Below are 15,639 nucleotides of genomic sequence, written 5' to 3'. Positions count from 1 at the left end.
CAACAACAACTTATCTACCGGGAAGACCACCATGTCGCGAAACCTGAAAACCCTGCTCGCCGCCTCACTGGTCGCGATCACCCTGTCGGGCTGCATTGTCGAACCGGTACGGCCGCATCGGCCACCGCCGCCGGTGGAAGTCGTGCCGGTCATGCCAGCGCCCGGTTATCACTGGGTCGCCGGTCACTATCGTTGGGATGGACGTGAGTGGCGCTGGGCACCGGGACACTGGCGCGCCTATTGACCTGAGCGGCTGGCGTCACTGCTGTGGCGCCACCACCTTGAACTTGATCGCGATGTCGTTGGACACCACAGTGTCCGCCCACTCCCCCGCCCCGAGTCCGAACTGGTCACGCTTGAGCACCAGTTCACCGTCGAAAATGCCGATCGAACTGTCCGGTTTCAGCTCGACCGGCACCTGCACCTCGCGGGTGATGCCCTTGAGGGTGAGCTGGCCGGCGATCAGATAATGATTGCCCGTGACCCGGGTAAAACGGCTGGACTCGAACACCGCCACGGGAAAGCGCTGGGTATCGAACCACGCCGGTTTCACCAGTTCGGTGTTGGCGTCGGTGCTGCCGGCGTCGATGCTGTTGAGGTCGATGTGCAATGTGGTGTGGGCGCCGGCGAGGTTGTCGCTGTCGAACTGCAGTGTCGCGTCGAACTTGCCGAAGGTGCCGTACATCAGCGAGCCCATCTGGTTGTAGGTAAAGCTGATCTGGCTGGCGGTGGTGTTGACGCGGTTGTATTCAGCGGCCTGCGCCGCGCTCGTGACGCACAGGCAGGCAAACAGTGCCACAGCGGTGAATCGGGCACGCATGGGATTCTCCGGACAGGGCAAACCTTCGAGGCCTCGACTGACTTAAGCAAACAACCGGCGAATGCGCCATGTCATTTGTCTGCCGGTGTCGCTCGGGCTCAGACCAGCCGCTCGATCTTCTGATGCTGCCAGACCAGTTTGTAATACAGCGTCTGCAACACCAGCATGCCCAGATACGCCACCGGGAACGCCATCCAAACGCCCTGCAAACCGTACTGACCGTCCAGCCAGTAAGCCGCCGGCAACTGCACGCCGACCACACAGACAATCGCAATAATCACCGGCACCAGCACCGTTCCGCTGGCGCGCATGATGCCGCCGATGATCGCCTGGAAGCCGAACACCAACAGGCTCCACAACATGATGTGCAGCAAGTGCTCAGCCATCGCCCGGGTCGAATCTTCGGTCAGGAACAATCCCAGCAACCAGTGCGACAACAGGTAACCGAGCACGATCAAACCGCCGGTGAGGCACACGTTGATCAACAGCCCGGTGCGCAGGATCGCTGCCAGGCGTTGCAGTTGCCCGGCACCAATGGCCTGGGCGCCAAGGATCGAGGCGGTGATGGCAATCGACAGCGCCGGAAACTGTACGTAGTTGACGATCTGCGTCACCGCGCCATAGGCCGCTGTCGCCTGCGAGCCGTGCTGGTTGACCAGCGCCAGAATCACCAGCTCCGACAGCGACAACACGATCATCTGCACCCCGGTCGGCAGGCCGATGCGCAGCACCTTGCCGAGAATCGCCGCGTCCAGGCGCAGTGCCGCGAAGAACTCGCGGTCCGGCGCCAGCGGATGGTCCTTGCGAATCAGCCGCCACGCCAGCCACGTCATGGCCGACAGGTTACCGGCCAGTCCGGCGAAGGCGGCACTCTGAATGCCCAACTGTGGCAGACCGAACCAGCCGCGAATCAACGCCGGGGTCAGCGCCAGCCCGACCGAGGTCGACACAATCAGCGCCAACAGTGGCGACACGGTGTCGCTGACTCCGCGCAGCAATTGCGTGAACAGCACAAACACCAGCATCGACGGCAGAATCCACATCATCACGTGCGCATACGCCACCGCATCGTCCAGCACATCCGCCGGCGTCCCCAGCCCCTGCAAGGCCTGCCGCGCAAACACACTGCCCAGCACCGCCGCCAGCAAGCCGATCAACACCCCCAGCAACAGCGTTGCCCCGGCGATCGCCTTGACCATGTGTGCCTCGCGCGCCCCCCACGCCTGGCCGATCAACACCCCGGCGCCCGCGCCCAGGCCGATCACCAGCGCGATAAAGAAAAAGATCACCGGAAACATCCCCGACACCGCCGCCAGCGCTTGCGTACCGAGCATCTGCCCAATGTAAATGCTGTTGACCGTGCCCGACATCGATTGCAGGAAGTTGGACAACACCATCGGCGCAAGGAACAGCAGGTAGGTTTGCCAGAGCGGTTTGATGGTGCTGGGGGTTTGCATTGAGGATCGTTCTCGGGGTGGGAGATGCGAGGGATATTACGCTAGATGGGCGGGATAAAGTCGGTCGACATCGCCTCTGCTCAAGGCTTAAATGTCGGCACTATTTTTTGTGGAACGCGCCTGCCCATGACTCCGCTGCGAAATGCTCTGACCTGTTCCCTGCTGGTTCTGTTCAGCCACACTGCCGGCGCCGCCGAGCCCCCTGTTTCCTCCGAATCGTTGCGTCCGTTGCTGACAACCTTGAACGAACGCCTGAACATCGGCGACCTGGTGGCGCTGACCAAATGGGACAGTGGCAAGCCGATTCAGGACAGCCCGCGCGAAGCCCAGGTCATCGCCAATGCCCGCACCCTGGCGACCGAACACCAGCTCGACCCCGAAGAAGTCGCCCAGTTGATCGCTGCACAAATGGAGGCAAACAAACTGGTGCAGTACGGATTGCTCGCGCAATGGCAAGCGGCTGGTGCGGCGCCGGACACCCCGCGACCGGATCTGGCGAAGCAGATTCGTCCGCGCCTCGACGAGCTGCAAACCCGCCTGCTGCGCCAGTACGCCGACTTCGCGCCGCATCGCCGCGACCCGAATTGCCCGGTCTGGCTGGCCAAGGCCCGGCAGGGCCTGACACACGACGCACTGCATGATCTGGCCCTGACCCGCGCCACCGGAGAACTATGCATTCGGGCGCAGAAGCTCTGAATCCGGACTTGCGGCATACATCGCTGGCGTCGATAGTCACCATCACGCCAATGAAGTTCTCATAAAAAATCCGCGGCGTAACATCAGCTCCATACCAACCCAATACACCCCGGAGCACACGATCATGAAACGCCAAACCATCCTCGGCATCGCTTTCTCGGTTCTTGCAGTCAACGCTTTTGCAGCAACACCCGTTCACACCTTGGTCGCTGAAGGCGGCTCGGACAAGTTGATTGAAAGCCGTCTGGCTGAAGGTGGTTTTGATCGTCTGCTGGAGCGCCGTGTCGCTGAAGGTGGTTCGGATCGTCTGCTGGAGCGCCGCGTCGCTGAAGGTGGTTCGGATCGTCTGCAAGAACGCCGCGTCGCTGAAGGTGGTTCGGATCGTCTGCAAGAACGCCGTGTCGCTGAAGGTGGTTCGGATCGTCTGCAGGAACGCCGCGTCGCTGAAGGTGGTTCGGATCGTCTGCAGGAACGCCGTGTCGCTGAAGGTGGCTCGGATCGTCTGCAGGAACGCCGCGTCGCTGAAGGTGGTTCGGATCGTCTGATCGAAAGCCGCAATGCATAAAACAACGGCTCTAAAGCAGTCAAAGAAGCCCGGCCTGATCAGCCGGGCTTTTACATTTCGTCGTTTGCTGGCGTGGTTCTTTTCAACAACCCGCGCCAGAAAGGATCTTGCCTTGTAGGGCATTGGCGAAACTTCCGACGGTGCTTATCCGAAGCGACCGACTGGCAGCCCGACGCTTAATGCGCATACCATGCGGCCACAACGTCCAAACAGAATTTGCCTGCCCATGCTCAAAGCCAGTCTGCGAAGTCACCTGACCCTCTGGTTCGCCGGTTTGTCCCTGCTGACCCTGGCGATCGTCGGCTTCTATGTCGGGCATATCGCCACCGAACAGATGAAACAGGTCAGCGGCAATTCACTGCTCAATACCGCGCGTTCTGCGGCAACGTTGCTCGGTGACCAATTACGCGAGCGCCAGCTGGAGGTCTACCTGCTCAGCCGTGCGCCGCATCTGGAACGCGGCGACCTCGACAACCCGGCGATTCTCAAATCGATGCAACTGCGCACCCAGGCCCGGGCCGAGTATGCGTGGATGGGCGTGACCGATGCCGAGGGCCATGTGCATCAAGCGGTCAATAATTTGCTGGTCGGGCAATCGGTGCAGCAACGGCCATGGTTCCAGGCTGGCCTGCGGGGTGAGTACACCGGTGACCCGCACGAAGCGGTGTTGCTGGCCAAACTGCTGCCGGGAACGCCCAACGGCGAACCGCTGCGTTTCATCGACTTCGCCGCCCCGATCCGCAACGCCGACGGCCAGGTGATTGGCGTGCTGGGCGCGCACGCGCACTGGAGCTGGGTGACGCGTATCGTCGAATCGGCAGCGTTCTCGCATAAAAATGCGTCGCCGGATATCGAAGCGCTGATCATCGATCACGACGGCAAGGTGCTGTACCCGGAAGCCCTGATGGGCCAGCAACTGGCGGTGAATGATTCGAAGTCGCCGGGCTGGTCGGTCGGCAACGGTTACCTGACCAGCATGGTCACCGTACCGACGCCTTCGAGTACGGCGTTGTCCTGGTCGATTGCCGTGCGCCAGCCACTGGACACCGCTCTGGAGCCGGCGCGCCTGCTGCTCTATAAATTGTTGCTGCTGGGTGTGGCCGCCGCCGTGGCATTCGGGCTGGTGGCGTACTATCTGGCGCAGTATCTGAGCCGGCCGATCGAGCAACTCGCGCACTCGGCCAAACAGGTGCAGAACCAACAGCCCGGCGCACACTTCCCGCTGCAGCACCCGGTGCGGGAAATCGCCCAGCTTGGGCAGTCGATCGACGCCATGACCCGGTCGCTGCTGGCCAAGGAGCGCGAACTGCAGGAAGCCAACGCCTCGCTGGAAGCCACCGTCGCCCAGCGCACCGCGGCACTGATGCAGGCCAATGCCGACCTGTTGAACCTGGCGACCCACGACGCCCTGACCGGCGTCTACAACCGTCGCCGCTTCGATGAAAAACTCAGCGAATACAGTCTGCTGTTCCGCCGCACCGGGCGACCGTTTGCCCTGCTGCTGATCGACGCCGATCACTTCAAGCGTATCAACGACACCTACGGCCACGCGATTGGCGACGACGTGTTGCAGCAATTGGCGCAGCTCATTCAGGTCAGCGTGCGCGCCACCGATTTCGTCGCCCGTTACGGCGGCGAGGAATTCGCCGTACTGCTGCCGGAAGTCGCCCAGCCTGATACTCCAGAGGTGGTCGCCGAAAAGATCCGTGTCGCCGTGGCCCAGGCGCACTTTCCCGAGATCGGACAGGTCACGGTGAGCATTGGCGTCGCGCTGGCCGACCCGGCGGACAACAGCCACACGATGCTGATCAAACGTGCCGACCAGCAGCTGTATCAGGCGAAAGCGGCGGGCCGTAATCAGGTGGCTTGATCAGCCCTCTTTGACTTCGCAAATGCCGTTGGCCTGGTTTGCCGGGCCGGCCGAGCAAAATCTTTAATTGGGGAACTGCTGCAGATACGCCAGCAAATTATCGATCTTCTCCTCGTCACTCAGCCCCCAGAAAATCATTCGTGTGCCCGGCACCACGCCCTTTGGATCTTTCAGATACGCGGTCAGCGTTTCGCGGTCCCAGGTCTTGCCCGAGTTTTTCATCGCCTCGGAATACACGTAATTGGCCGAGGTGCCGGCCGCTCGACCGATGATGCCGTTGAGTTGCGGGCCGAACCCCGGGCGCGCATCCGGACCAACCTGGTGGCAGCCGCCGCACAGGCGCGGGAAGATCTTTTCGCCGGCTTGCGGATCGCCTGCGGCGCGGGTGGTCGAGCTGAACAGTACGGCGGTGGCGGTCAAGGCAAGCAAGAGTGCAACAGTGTTTTTCATCGAAGGTTCCGGAACGGCTTGAATCTGGCTGCGCAAGGGTAACATCTGTCCCCCGGGCCTCGTTTTACAGGTAAGCGGCAATGACCTTCCTGACGGTGGTCAAGGCCTGCCGCAACACATCCATTTCCACTGAACCCAGGGCCAGTCGAATCGCATGCGGCACATGGGCCGATACGGCGAACGGCTCGGCCGTGGTGACCGAAATCTGCTTCTGCATCAGCTCCACCACAATCTGATCGGCACGCACGTCTTCCGGCAAGGGCAGCCACAGGAAATACGAGTTCGGATGGGCGACGCATGGCAACCCTTTGAGCAACTCGGCAGCCAGTGCCTGGCGCGCCTGAGCATCGTGGCGTTTTTGCGCTTCCAGTTCGATCACGGTGCCGTCGTCGAGCCAGCCGCAGACGATCGCGGTCATCAGTCCCGGGGTGTTCCAGGTGGTTGCGCGAATCACCCGCTCCAGTGCCGGAACGTGGGCCGCAGGCGCAGCAATGAAACCGACGCGCAGGCCGGTGGCGATGTTCTTCGAAAGGCCCGAAACGTAGACCGTGCGCTCAGGCGCCAGGTCGATCAGAGGACGCGGCGGGTCTTCCACCAGAAAAGCGTAGGCCGCGTCTTCGATAAGGGTCAGATCATGCCGCCGCGCGATGGCAGCCAATTCTTCGCGCTGCTCGATTGGCATCACCCAACCAAGCGGGTTATGCAGGGTCGGCATGCTGTACACCGCACGCACCGAGCGACTGCGGCAGAGTTTTTCCAGCGCGGCCAGATCCGGCCCCTGCTCGTTGACCGGGATCGCCACCACTTCCAGATGCAACGCCTCGGCCAGCACTTTGAACCCGGAATAGGTCAACGCATCGGCGGCGATCACATCGCCGGGCTTGAGCAACGCCATCAGCGTCACCGCCAGCCCCTGCTGGGCGCCGTTGACCAGCAGTACTTGTTCGGCGTCGACGCTGACACCGCGACTGAGCAAATGGCGCGCGACCGAAGCCCGTTCGTGGGCCCGGCCGGCATGTGGCTGATAGCGCAACAACGCTTCCAGATCTCCCGACAACGCCAACTGGCGCAGTGCGGTGCGCAACAATTGCGTCTGACCGGGCAAGGACGGGTAGTTGAAATTCAGGTCGATCATGCCGACGGCCACGTCTTTCTGGTCGATGCCCTGCCCCGGCGACAACGAGGTTTCGCGCACGAAGGTGCCGCGCCCGGTTTCGCCGCTGACCAGCCCCATGGCTTCGAGTTCGGCGTACACCCGCGAGGCCGTGACCAGCGCCAGGCCTTCCTGCGTGGCCAGTTGCCGGTGCGTCGGCAGACGGGTGCCGGGCGCCAGACGTCCGGTGCGAATGTCGGCGGCGTAAGTGTCGACGAGGGTCTTGTAGCGAGAGCGGGACATGTCGGGATGTATCCATGACAATTTTTTGATTGTCCTGATTCTCAATCATAGGATTCTCTCAAAGCAACCCACAATGAGTGTGAATCGTATGGAACGGACTTCAAACGTGAGCAACCCGGCACTGGAAAAAACCAGCGGCTGGATCAACGGCTTTATTGGCGTGGTGTGCTTCAGCGGCTCGCTGCCGGCGACGCGCCTGGCCGTGCTGGAGTTTGACCCGGTGTTTCTCACCGTCGCGCGCGCCGCCATTGCCGGCGTCCTGGCCGTTGCCCTGTTGTGGTTGTTCCGTGAGCGGCGACCGTCCAGGGATCAGTGGTTTTCGTTGTTGATCGTGGCATTGGGCGTCGTACTCGGTTTCCCGCTGCTGACGGCGTTGGCATTGCAGCACGTGACATCGGCGCATTCGATCGTCTTTGTCGGCTTGCTGCCATTGGCCACTGCGCTGTTTGGCGTCTTGCGCGGTGGCGAGCGTCCGCGCCCGGTATTCTGGTTCTTCTCGATCCTCGGCAGTGCTCTGGTGGTGGGGTTCGCCTTGTCACAGGGATTGTCCGCCTCGCCCACCGGTGACCTGCTGATGCTGGCCTCGATTCTGGTCTGTGGTCTGGGTTATGCCGAAGGCGCAAAACTGTCGCGCACCCTGGGTGGCTGGCAGGTGATCTGTTGGGCGCTGGTCTTGTCGCTGCCCCCGATGGCAATTGCGAGCCTGTGGCTGGCCCCACCATCCTTCAGCGGCATCAGCGTGTCGGCATGGGTCTGTCTGGGCTACGTTTCGCTGTTCAGCATGCTGATCGCGTTCGTGTTCTGGTATCGCGGTCTGGCCCAGGGCGGGATTGCCGCGGTTGGTCAACTGCAGTTGCTGCAACCGTTTTTCGGCCTGGCGCTGGCAGCGACGTTGCTGCATGAGCAAGTCAGCATCGGCATGCTGGTGGTGACGGTGGGCGTGATTCTTTGTGTGGCCGGGGCGAAGAAATTTTCCCGATAGTGATCTTTGGCATCGCCGCTGTGGGAGCGGGCTTGCTCGCGAAGGCGTAATGGCAGTCGATACCGTTTCATCGACATATCGCCTTCGCGAGCAAGCCGCGCCCACAACTGCACTCAGTGGTGTTCGACGCCGGCGCGTTTCAACAGCTTCTTGCAGCGCTCGGAGAGATGAAACACCTGCAGCTCCTTGCCCGCCTTTTCGTAACGCTCGCGCAGGGTCTTCAACGCGGCAATCGCCGAGTAATCGACGAAGCTCAAATGCCGGCAATCGAGGGTCACTCGTACTGGGTCATTGGCCGGGTCGAACTGGTTGAGGAACGGCGTGGTCGAGGCGAAAAACAGCGTGCCGTGCAGGCGGTAGAGTTTGCTGCCGTCGGCTTCCAGATGCTCATCGGCGTACAACTCGCGGGCCTGCTGCCAGGCGAAATTCAGCGCGGCGATGATGATCCCGCAGAGCACGGCAGTGGCCAGGTCGGTGAACACGGTGATAGTGGTCACGGCGATGATCACCAGTACATCGTTGAGCGGTACTTTGTTCAACACCCGCAACGAAGCCCAGGCGAAGGTCTGCTGCGAGACCACGAACATCACCCCTACCAGCGCCGCCAGCGGAATACGCTCGATCAGCGGCGACAGAAACAGGATGAACAGCAGAATCAGCACCCCCGCCACCACCCCGGACAAACGCCCGCGGCCGCCGGAGCTGAGGTTGATCACGGTCTGGCCGATCATCGCGCAACCGCCCATGCCACCGAATGCGCCGGAGACCACGTTCGCCGCGCCCAGCGCCACGCACTCGCGATCCGGGTAGCCGCGGGTTTCGGTGATTTCGTCGGTAAGGTTCAGGGTCAGCAGGGTTTCCAGCAGACCGACCAGCGCCATCAGAATCGCGTACGGGGCGATGATGCGCAGGGTTTCCAGCGTCCACGGGATGTCCGGCAGCGCGAAGCTCGGCAGACCGCCGGCGATGTGCGCCATGTCGCCAAGGGTGCGCGTCGGCAGACCGAACAGGTAGACCAGCAGGCCCACGCCGAGGATCGCCACCAATGCTGGCGGCACCGCGCGGGTCAGGCGCGGCAGGATGTAGACGATGGCCATGGTCAGCAGCACCAGCCCGGTCATCAGGTACAGCGGCGTGCCGCTGAGCCAATGTTCACCGCTCTTGAAATGCTCCAGTTGCGCCAGTGCAATGATGATCGCCAGGCCGTTGACGAAACCGAGCATCACCGGATGCGGCACCATGCGCACCAGTTTGCCCAGGCGCAACAAGCCGAACGCCATCATGATCAAACCGCCGAGCAACACCGTCGCCAGCAAGTACTGCACGCCGTGCTGCACCACCAGCGCGATGATCACCACCGCCATCGAACCCGCCGCCCCGGAGACCATTCCCGGCCGGCCACCGAACAACGCGGTCAGCGTACAAATGATGAAGGCGCCGTACAGGCCCATCAGCGGATTGAGATGCGCCACCAGCGCGAACGCAATGCATTCGGGCAACAGGGCAAACGAGGTGGTGAGTCCGGCCAGGACATCGGCGCGCAGACGTTTCGGTTTCATGGCTTACCTGACTGAGCGGCCAACGAGGGTGGCCGCGGATGTTCGCGAAAATGAGGGGTGCGAATGTTACGGAATAGTTCGGAATCGGGCCAGTGATCGCTGACACCCGTCGACGCGCGATTTATCCTGACGCGCTTCTGCCCCCATCGAGTACGACCATGACTGCACTGCTGACCGCCCGCGACGTTTGCCAGCGCTTGCGCGAGGCTGCGCTGGGCGTGCTGATGTTCAACAGATCCGAGACGCCCGCTGATAGCGGACTGGTTACGGTCGATGTCGAGGGCTGGCGCCTGTTGCTTGATTTTGAGGGTGGGCACTTGCATCACTGTGAACAGTGCCGCTGCCCGGATGGCCGCGAATGGCAATTCAACAGCCGTTACGGCACCGACCCGGTGAATCTGCTCAGTACCTGGGAACTGGCGCAGATCGAGAATCTGTTGAAGCTCTGAGCGCTTCCCGGTGAAGTCGGTTGCTCAATGATGGCACTCTGCCCATAATTCGCCCCCCCTTATTCCTCACGCAAGGAAACGCCGTGAAAAAGTCTCTGTTGTTGATCCCGATGCTGGCAGTGCTGCTGCAAGGTTGTGGCATGACCATGACCCGCTATGAGCCGAGCTTCGAAAACGTTCAGAAGCTCAAGCAGACCCCGCCCCTGCAAGCGATCAGCAATCCTCAGGTAACTGCCGAGTCTGGCAAAGGTTCGCTGACTGTGCGGGCCAACCCGGTGCGCTCGCCATCCGGCAGCATCCCGGCGCATATCCAGGACGCGATCACCGAAGAACTGCGCAAGGCCGGTCTGCTTGATCCGCAGGCTCAGCGTCAGTTGAAAGTGCTGGTGGTGAAGAACAACCTGTCGGCCGGCATGGGCACGGGCGATGGCGAACTCGCTGCACGCTTCACCCTGCTTAATGGGCAGAACGTGGTATACGACGCGACCAAGCATGTCAGCAGCCAGTGGAGCAGCAGCTTCTTTGGTTTCATTGCGATTCCGAACGCGGTCAACGCCTACAACCCGATGCTGCGTGACTTGCTGAAAGAACTGTACAGCGATCCTCAGTTCATCCAGGCCCTGAAGTAAGGGCGAAAAAAGAGCCGCGATTGCGGCTCTTTTTTTTTGCCATCAGGCCCGTGGAGTACGGGGCTCGAGTGCCGAGTATTTCAGGTTGTTGTTGTCGATCATCTGCTTGAGCAGCGCATTGACCTGACGGGTGAAGGTGTCGTTGACCGCCGCCTTCGGGGTGTTGCCCATCAGCGGAATGAACCAGATACCGATCCAGGTTCCGACCGCATCATGGTTGCTCGCGGTGGTCAGGGCCTGACCTGTGCCGTCCACGGCTTCGAGGCTCATGGTGTACTGATCGGTACCGTATGCCGGGATCACCCCCAGGCTGAAACCACTGATGAAGCCCAGTACCATCGAACCGGCATTCGGCGGATGGTTGTACATTTTCAGACGCAGGCTGTAGTCGCCCGGTTGCTTCTGGAACTCGTCCAGGGTGACACGGCCGAACAGGCCCGAATCGGTCAGAATCTTTTGCAGCTCAGGCTTGAGCTGGTCACGTGCCTGCGGCACTTCTACGGCCGAAGCGCTTTTCGGCTCGCCCTGATAGAAGTCGAAGTCCACATAGACATTGGGTTTGTTGGCGTAGCTGGCCATCGATGGCAGTTTGACCGGCGCCACTTCGTCTTTGGTGAAACTGGCACAGCCACCGAGCGCAAGCACCAGGCCCAGCGCCAGGATTTTCCCGAATTGCATGTTGTCTTCCCTATGTGAACCGAGCCAAATGATAGCAATGAGCCTCCATTGCGGAGGCGGGGCGGATTCTAGAGAGAGCGCTCGCGTGAGGAAAGACTGAATCAGAAAATTTACACAAAAATATCCGCTCAGCCCTGTCGCAAGTGGAACAGTTGCTGGCTTCGTCGCTATATAGTTTTGTATATTGCGAAACCGAAATTGCCCGTATCTGCCCATGCCTTCTATTCACACCGTGTTCCCATGAGCGCCATCCGCGTACGCAACGAGCAACTGATCCTCGCCGCCGCCAGCGAAGAATTTGCCGCCAACGGCTTCGACGCCACCCAGACCCGCGACATCGCCGCCCGCGCCGGCGTGCCCAAGGCCAACCTGTATTACTACTTCCAGACCAAGGAAAACCTCTATTCCAAGGTTCTGCTGGAGTTTGTCGAACCGCTGCTGGAAGCCTCAGCGGCGTTGCGCGAAAGCGACGATCCCATGATCGGGCTGCGCGCCTACATCGCCGCGCGCATCCGCATCGCCCGCGAACACCATCAATCATTGTGGGAGCGGGCTTGCTCGCGAAGGCGTCGGGTCAGCCCACACATGCGTCACAGGCTCACCGCTTTCGCGAGCAAGCCCGCTCCCACAGGGGGTTTGTGCTGGGCAAGGGAATCTGTGAACACCACCAATCATTGTGGGAGCAGGCTTGCTCGCGAAGGCGTCGGGTCAGCCCACACATGCTTCACAGGCCCACCGCTTTCGCGAGCAAGCCCGCTCCACAGGGGATTTGTGCTGGGCAAGGGAATCTGTGAACACCATCAATCATTGTGGGAGCGGGCTTGCCCGCGAAGGCGTCGGGTCAGCCAACACATGCGTCACAGACTCACCGCTTTCGCGAGCAAGCCCGCTCCCACAGGGGATTTGTGCTGGGCGTGGGAATTGGTGAACACCCTCAATCATTGTGGGAGCGGGCTTGCTCGCGAAGGCGTCGGGTCAGCCAACACATGCGTCACAGGCCCACCGCTTTCGCGAGCAAGCTCGCTCCCACAGGGGTATGCGCTGGTTTTAGAAAGTGATCTCGGCTGCGGGTTTGACGTCGACCCGGGCCGTCGCGCCGGTCAGGTGCGCCAGATCCTTGTTGTGTTCGGCGATGATGTCTTCGGCGCTCATGTTGCCGTTGTCGACGGTGGAGTGAGCGTCCGCGACGAGCACCACGTCGTAGCCCAGTTCGTGCGCCCTGCGCACGGTGGCGTTGACGCAGTAGTCGGTCTGCAGCCCGCAGATGATCAGGCGCTCGAAGTCTTCGCTGGCCAGCAGTTTGCCCAAGTCAGTCTGGTAGAACGAATCAGGGGTGGTTTTGCGTACGCGCAGGTCTTGCGTTGTCGTCAGCAGGCCTTCGGCGAGTTGCCAGCCTTCGGCCCCATGGGCCAGCGGGCTGTCCTTTTCCTCATGCTGAATCAGCACTACCGGCACACCCGCCTCACGCGCACGCGTGCTGAGCTGGTTAATGGTGTCGATCACACGGTGGATGTCGAAGCACTGATACTCGCCCGAGCAGAGAGCCTGTTGGACGTCGATGATCAGCAATGCGCTAGACATGATGGGCCTTCCTTGATCGATCCTTGAGACAGGGGACGGAGCCAAGCCCCGCCGCCCTTTTTACGCCGCTCAATAACCCAATGACAACCCGGTATTACGCCGTGGATCGTTGGCCCCGTAGAAACGGTTTTTGCCCACGGGTTTACCGCCCAGTGACGGCGCGCCGACCAGGATCGCGGCGATGTGGTTGGCATCCTGCGGCCCGGCGAACTTGTGGCCCCAGCTCTCGAGGATCTTCTTCGTATCCGGGCTGGCGGCGAAGTCTTCGAGGTTGGTTTCTTCCGGCATCCATTGCTGGTGGAAACGCGGCGCGTCGACCGCTTCCTGCAGGCCCATGCCGTAGTCGATGACGTTGAGCATGGTCAGCAAGGTCGCGGTGATGATGCGGCTGCCACCCGGCGTACCAACCACCATCACCACTTTGCCGTCCTTGGTGACGATGGTCGGGCTCATCGACGACAGCGGGGTTTTGCCCGGGGCGATGGCATTGGCCTCGCCCTGCACCAGACCGTACATGTTCGGCACGCCGACCTTGGAGGTGAAGTCGTCCATCTCGTCGTTGAGGATCACACCGGTCTTGCTCGCCATCACCCCGGCGCCGAACCAGTCGTTGAGGGTGTAAGTCACCGACACTGCGTTGCCCCACTTGTCGACAATCGAATAGTGCGTGGTGTTGTTGCCTTCATGCGGGGCGACGCCGGGTTTCAGCTCGGCGGAGATCCCGGCCTTCTGCGGCTGGATCGCATTGCGCAGCGTGGTGGCGTAGTTCTTGTCCAGCAGGTGCTCGATCGGGTTCTTCACGAAATCCGGGTCGCCCAGATAGCTGTTGCGATCCACATAGGCGTGGCGCATCGCTTCGATCTGATAGTGCATGCCCTGGGCCGAATGGAAGCCCAGATCCTTCATCGGATAGCCTTCGAGGATGTTCATGATCTCGCAGATCACCACCCCGCCGGAGCTTGGCGGTGGCGCCGAAACCACATGGTAGCCACGGTAATCGCACTCCACCGGGGCCAGTTCGCGGGTCTTGTATTTGTCGAGGTCGGCCTGGGTGATGATGCCCTTGTTGGCCTGACTGGACGTGACGATGGCGTCGGCCACCCAGCCTTTATAGAAACCGTCAGCGCCTTTTTCGGAAATGGTGCGCAGGGTTTTCGCCAGATCCTTCTGCACCAGCTTCTGCCCGACCTGCATCGGCTCGCCGTTGTGCAGGAAGATCGAGCCGGAATCACGCATGTCCTTCTTGAACACATCGGTGGCGTAGTCCAACAGATCGACGTCGCCCTGCTCCAGCTCGAAGCCGTCTTCCGCCAGTTTGATCGCCGGAGCGATCATGTCCTTGCGCGGTTTGGTGCCGTACTTGCTCAGCGCCAGCTCCATGCCCGACACGGTGCCCGGCACCGCCACGGCGAGGTGACCACGAGTGCTCAGATCCGGGACGACGTTGCCGTCCTTGTCCAGATACATGTTGGCAGTCGCCGCCAGTGGGGCTTTTTCGCGGAAGTCGAGGAAGGTCTTGCGCCCGTCCGCCAGTTGAATGGTCATGAAACCGCCACCGCCGAGGTTGCCTGCGGCGGGATACACCACCGCCAGCGCATAGCCCACAGCGACCGCCGCATCCACCGCGTTACCGCCGTTTTTCAACACATCGACACCGACATGCGAGGCCAGGTGTTGAGCGGTGACCACCATGCCGTTTTCGGCGGCAACCGGTGCTACGGAAGCGGCGTGGGCCATGAGGCAGCTCAGTGCCAGTGACGTCGCAATCAGCGTTTTGGCCAAAGGTTCGTACTTCATGAGTCGATCTCTTTTTTGTTTTCGGGTTCTGTGCAGAACAGAGGGGAACGCAGCAAAAGCACCAAGCAGTATGGTCGCTATTGCGATTTGCGCCTCCCCGCTCAGGCAGTATGCTGGGCGCTCTCGCCGTACCGATCCGGAGTTCTGCCCATGTCGTACACGTTCATCACCCTGCCCTCACCGGTCGGCGAATTGAAGCTGGTTGCGAACGGCTCACGACTGGCGGCCATCCTCTGGGAAAACGACAAACCGGGCCGGGTGCGCCTCGGTCCGATGAGCGAAGCGCCGGACAATCCGCTGCTGCAGCGAACCGCGCAGCAGCTTGAGGAATATTTTGCCGGCAAGCGTGACCGCTTCGACCTGGAACTGGATTTTGTCGGCACCGATTTTCAGAAGAAGGTCTGGGCGGCGCTGCTAACCATCCCCTTTGGCGAGACGCGCACTTACAGCCAGATCGCCGAGCAGATCGGCAACCCGACGGCGGTGCGTGCGGTGGGCGCGGCTAACGGGCGTAACCCGATCTCGATTGTGGCGCCGTGTCATCGGGTGATCGGCGCGTCGGGGAAGTTGACCGGGTTTGCGGGCGGGCTTGAGGCCAAAGAGCGGTTGCTGACGCTGGAGGGCGGTGACTGGTCTGATGTCGGTAGAACAGGCGACCTGTTTTAACCCTGTAAATGCCATATGTGTGGCGAGGGCGCTTGCTCCCGCTC

At 61.4% G+C, this 15,639-nt stretch carries 16 protein-coding genes and 1 pseudogene; 9 read left to right on the top strand and 8 right to left on the bottom strand.

What is annotated here, in order from left to right:
* Positions 1-31 precede the first annotated feature (31 nt).
* Positions 32-244, top strand: coding sequence for a YXWGXW repeat-containing protein (locus LVD08_RS16240; protein ID WP_027614713.1), 213 nt, complete (start codon positions 32-34; stop codon positions 242-244).
* A 15-nt stretch (positions 245-259) separates the two neighbouring features.
* Here the strand turns inward: LVD08_RS16240 and LVD08_RS16235 are convergent, their stop codons facing one another.
* Together LVD08_RS16235 and LVD08_RS16230 are read right to left on the bottom strand one after the other, a co-directional pair.
* Positions 260-820, bottom strand: a complete 561-nt coding sequence (locus LVD08_RS16235; RefSeq protein ID WP_096795612.1) for a YceI family protein — start codon at positions 818-820, stop codon at positions 260-262.
* A gap of 98 nt (positions 821-918) precedes the next feature.
* Positions 919-2,277 (bottom strand): MATE family efflux transporter, encoded by a 1,359-nt coding sequence (locus tag LVD08_RS16230; protein ID WP_027614711.1) that lies wholly within the window; start codon positions 2,275-2,277, stop codon positions 919-921.
* A 126-nt stretch (positions 2,278-2,403) separates the two neighbouring features.
* Between LVD08_RS16230 and LVD08_RS16225 the strand changes: the two genes are divergently transcribed.
* From LVD08_RS16225 to LVD08_RS16215, 3 genes are all read left to right on the top strand, one after another.
* The gene (locus LVD08_RS16225; RefSeq protein ID WP_247268636.1) at positions 2,404-2,973 is read left to right on the top strand and encodes a chorismate mutase; all 570 of its coding nucleotides are present in this window, start codon (positions 2,404-2,406) and stop codon (positions 2,971-2,973) included.
* 124 nt (positions 2,974-3,097) lie between these two features.
* On the top strand, positions 3,098-3,538 hold the full coding sequence (locus LVD08_RS16220) for a phage infection protein (RefSeq protein WP_247268635.1): 441 nt from the start codon (positions 3,098-3,100) through the stop codon (positions 3,536-3,538).
* A 226-nt stretch (positions 3,539-3,764) separates the two neighbouring features.
* Positions 3,765-5,408: a sensor domain-containing diguanylate cyclase gene (locus LVD08_RS16215; RefSeq protein ID WP_210557711.1), complete on the top strand. Its 1,644-nt coding sequence runs from the start codon at positions 3,765-3,767 to the stop codon at positions 5,406-5,408.
* A gap of 63 nt (positions 5,409-5,471) precedes the next feature.
* Here the strand turns inward: LVD08_RS16215 and LVD08_RS16210 are convergent, their stop codons facing one another.
* Together LVD08_RS16210 and LVD08_RS16205 are read right to left on the bottom strand one after the other, a co-directional pair.
* Positions 5,472-5,858, bottom strand: coding sequence for a c-type cytochrome (locus tag LVD08_RS16210; protein WP_247268634.1), 387 nt, complete (start codon positions 5,856-5,858; stop codon positions 5,472-5,474).
* A gap of 64 nt (positions 5,859-5,922) precedes the next feature.
* Positions 5,923-7,254 (bottom strand): aminotransferase-like domain-containing protein, encoded by a 1,332-nt coding sequence (locus LVD08_RS16205; protein WP_098968180.1) that lies wholly within the window; start codon positions 7,252-7,254, stop codon positions 5,923-5,925.
* An 88-nt stretch (positions 7,255-7,342) separates the two neighbouring features.
* Between LVD08_RS16205 and LVD08_RS16200 the strand changes: the two genes are divergently transcribed.
* A complete protein-coding gene (locus LVD08_RS16200) occupies positions 7,343-8,236 on the top strand; it encodes a DMT family transporter (RefSeq protein WP_096795618.1) in 894 nt (297 codons plus the stop codon).
* Positions 8,237-8,349: 113 nt separating this feature from the next.
* On the opposite strand, the gene LVD08_RS16195 is transcribed toward LVD08_RS16200, so the two are convergent.
* The gene (locus tag LVD08_RS16195) at positions 8,350-9,795 is read right to left on the bottom strand and encodes a SulP family inorganic anion transporter (RefSeq protein ID WP_247268633.1); all 1,446 of its coding nucleotides are present in this window, start codon (positions 9,793-9,795) and stop codon (positions 8,350-8,352) included.
* 158 nt (positions 9,796-9,953) lie between these two features.
* Here LVD08_RS16195 and LVD08_RS16190 point away from each other — a divergent pair, with 158 nt between their 5' ends.
* Positions 9,954-10,244: a DUF7693 family protein gene (locus LVD08_RS16190; protein ID WP_247268632.1), complete on the top strand. Its 291-nt coding sequence runs from the start codon at positions 9,954-9,956 to the stop codon at positions 10,242-10,244.
* Positions 10,245-10,327: 83 nt separating this feature from the next.
* Entirely contained in the window at positions 10,328-10,873 is a 546-nt protein-coding gene (locus tag LVD08_RS16185) for a hypothetical protein (RefSeq protein WP_247268631.1), read from the top strand.
* 42 nt (positions 10,874-10,915) lie between these two features.
* Here the strand turns inward: LVD08_RS16185 and LVD08_RS16180 are convergent, their stop codons facing one another.
* Positions 10,916-11,551, bottom strand: coding sequence for a hypothetical protein (locus tag LVD08_RS16180; RefSeq protein WP_247268630.1), 636 nt, complete (start codon positions 11,549-11,551; stop codon positions 10,916-10,918).
* A 240-nt stretch (positions 11,552-11,791) separates the two neighbouring features.
* On the opposite strand from LVD08_RS16180, the pseudogene LVD08_RS16175 reads away from it, so the two are divergent.
* A pseudogene (locus LVD08_RS16175) lies at positions 11,792-12,082 on the top strand (TetR/AcrR family transcriptional regulator); the annotation flags it as partial.
* 516 nt (positions 12,083-12,598) lie between these two features.
* Here the strand turns inward: LVD08_RS16175 and LVD08_RS16170 are convergent.
* Together LVD08_RS16170 and ggt are read right to left on the bottom strand one after the other, a co-directional pair.
* Positions 12,599-13,132: a cysteine hydrolase family protein gene (locus LVD08_RS16170; RefSeq protein ID WP_247268629.1), complete on the bottom strand. Its 534-nt coding sequence runs from the start codon at positions 13,130-13,132 to the stop codon at positions 12,599-12,601.
* A 69-nt stretch (positions 13,133-13,201) separates the two neighbouring features.
* Complete coding sequence (ggt, locus tag LVD08_RS16165; RefSeq protein ID WP_097088076.1) at positions 13,202-14,929, bottom strand: gamma-glutamyltransferase; 1,728 nt, start codon at positions 14,927-14,929, stop codon at positions 13,202-13,204.
* A 150-nt stretch (positions 14,930-15,079) separates the two neighbouring features.
* On the opposite strand from ggt, the gene LVD08_RS16160 reads away from it, so the two are divergent.
* Positions 15,080-15,595: a methylated-DNA--[protein]-cysteine S-methyltransferase gene (locus LVD08_RS16160; RefSeq protein ID WP_135295455.1), complete on the top strand. Its 516-nt coding sequence runs from the start codon at positions 15,080-15,082 to the stop codon at positions 15,593-15,595.
* Positions 15,596-15,639: the final 44 nt, after the last annotated feature.

This window comes from Pseudomonas sp. YL2 (genome assembly GCF_023063025.1).
GTDB lineage: Bacteria > Pseudomonadota > Gammaproteobacteria > Pseudomonadales > Pseudomonadaceae > Aquipseudomonas > Aquipseudomonas putida_A.
This window is presented reverse-complemented; position numbering and strand designations above follow the sequence as displayed.

Coding starts and splice junctions, on each gene's coding strand:
- LVD08_RS16240 (WP_027614713.1), top strand. CDS start 32: ATGTCGCGAAACCTGAAAACCCTGCTCGCCGCCTCACTGGTCGCGATC.
- LVD08_RS16235 (WP_096795612.1), bottom strand. CDS start 820: ATGCGTGCCCGATTCACCGCTGTGGCACTGTTTGCCTGCCTGTGCGTC.
- LVD08_RS16230 (WP_027614711.1), bottom strand. CDS start 2,277: ATGCAAACCCCCAGCACCATCAAACCGCTCTGGCAAACCTACCTGCTG.
- LVD08_RS16225 (WP_247268636.1), top strand. CDS start 2,404: ATGACTCCGCTGCGAAATGCTCTGACCTGTTCCCTGCTGGTTCTGTTC.
- LVD08_RS16220 (WP_247268635.1), top strand. CDS start 3,098: ATGAAACGCCAAACCATCCTCGGCATCGCTTTCTCGGTTCTTGCAGTC.
- LVD08_RS16215 (WP_210557711.1), top strand. CDS start 3,765: ATGCTCAAAGCCAGTCTGCGAAGTCACCTGACCCTCTGGTTCGCCGGT.
- LVD08_RS16210 (WP_247268634.1), bottom strand. CDS start 5,858: ATGAAAAACACTGTTGCACTCTTGCTTGCCTTGACCGCCACCGCCGTA.
- LVD08_RS16205 (WP_098968180.1), bottom strand. CDS start 7,254: ATGTCCCGCTCTCGCTACAAGACCCTCGTCGACACTTACGCCGCCGAC.
- LVD08_RS16200 (WP_096795618.1), top strand. CDS start 7,343: ATGGAACGGACTTCAAACGTGAGCAACCCGGCACTGGAAAAAACCAGC.
- LVD08_RS16195 (WP_247268633.1), bottom strand. CDS start 9,795: ATGAAACCGAAACGTCTGCGCGCCGATGTCCTGGCCGGACTCACCACC.
- LVD08_RS16190 (WP_247268632.1), top strand. CDS start 9,954: ATGACTGCACTGCTGACCGCCCGCGACGTTTGCCAGCGCTTGCGCGAG.
- LVD08_RS16180 (WP_247268630.1), bottom strand. CDS start 11,551: ATGCAATTCGGGAAAATCCTGGCGCTGGGCCTGGTGCTTGCGCTCGGT.
- LVD08_RS16170 (WP_247268629.1), bottom strand. CDS start 13,132: ATGTCTAGCGCATTGCTGATCATCGACGTCCAACAGGCTCTCTGCTCG.
- ggt (WP_097088076.1), bottom strand. CDS start 14,929: ATGAAGTACGAACCTTTGGCCAAAACGCTGATTGCGACGTCACTGGCA.
- LVD08_RS16160 (WP_135295455.1), top strand. CDS start 15,080: ATGTCGTACACGTTCATCACCCTGCCCTCACCGGTCGGCGAATTGAAG.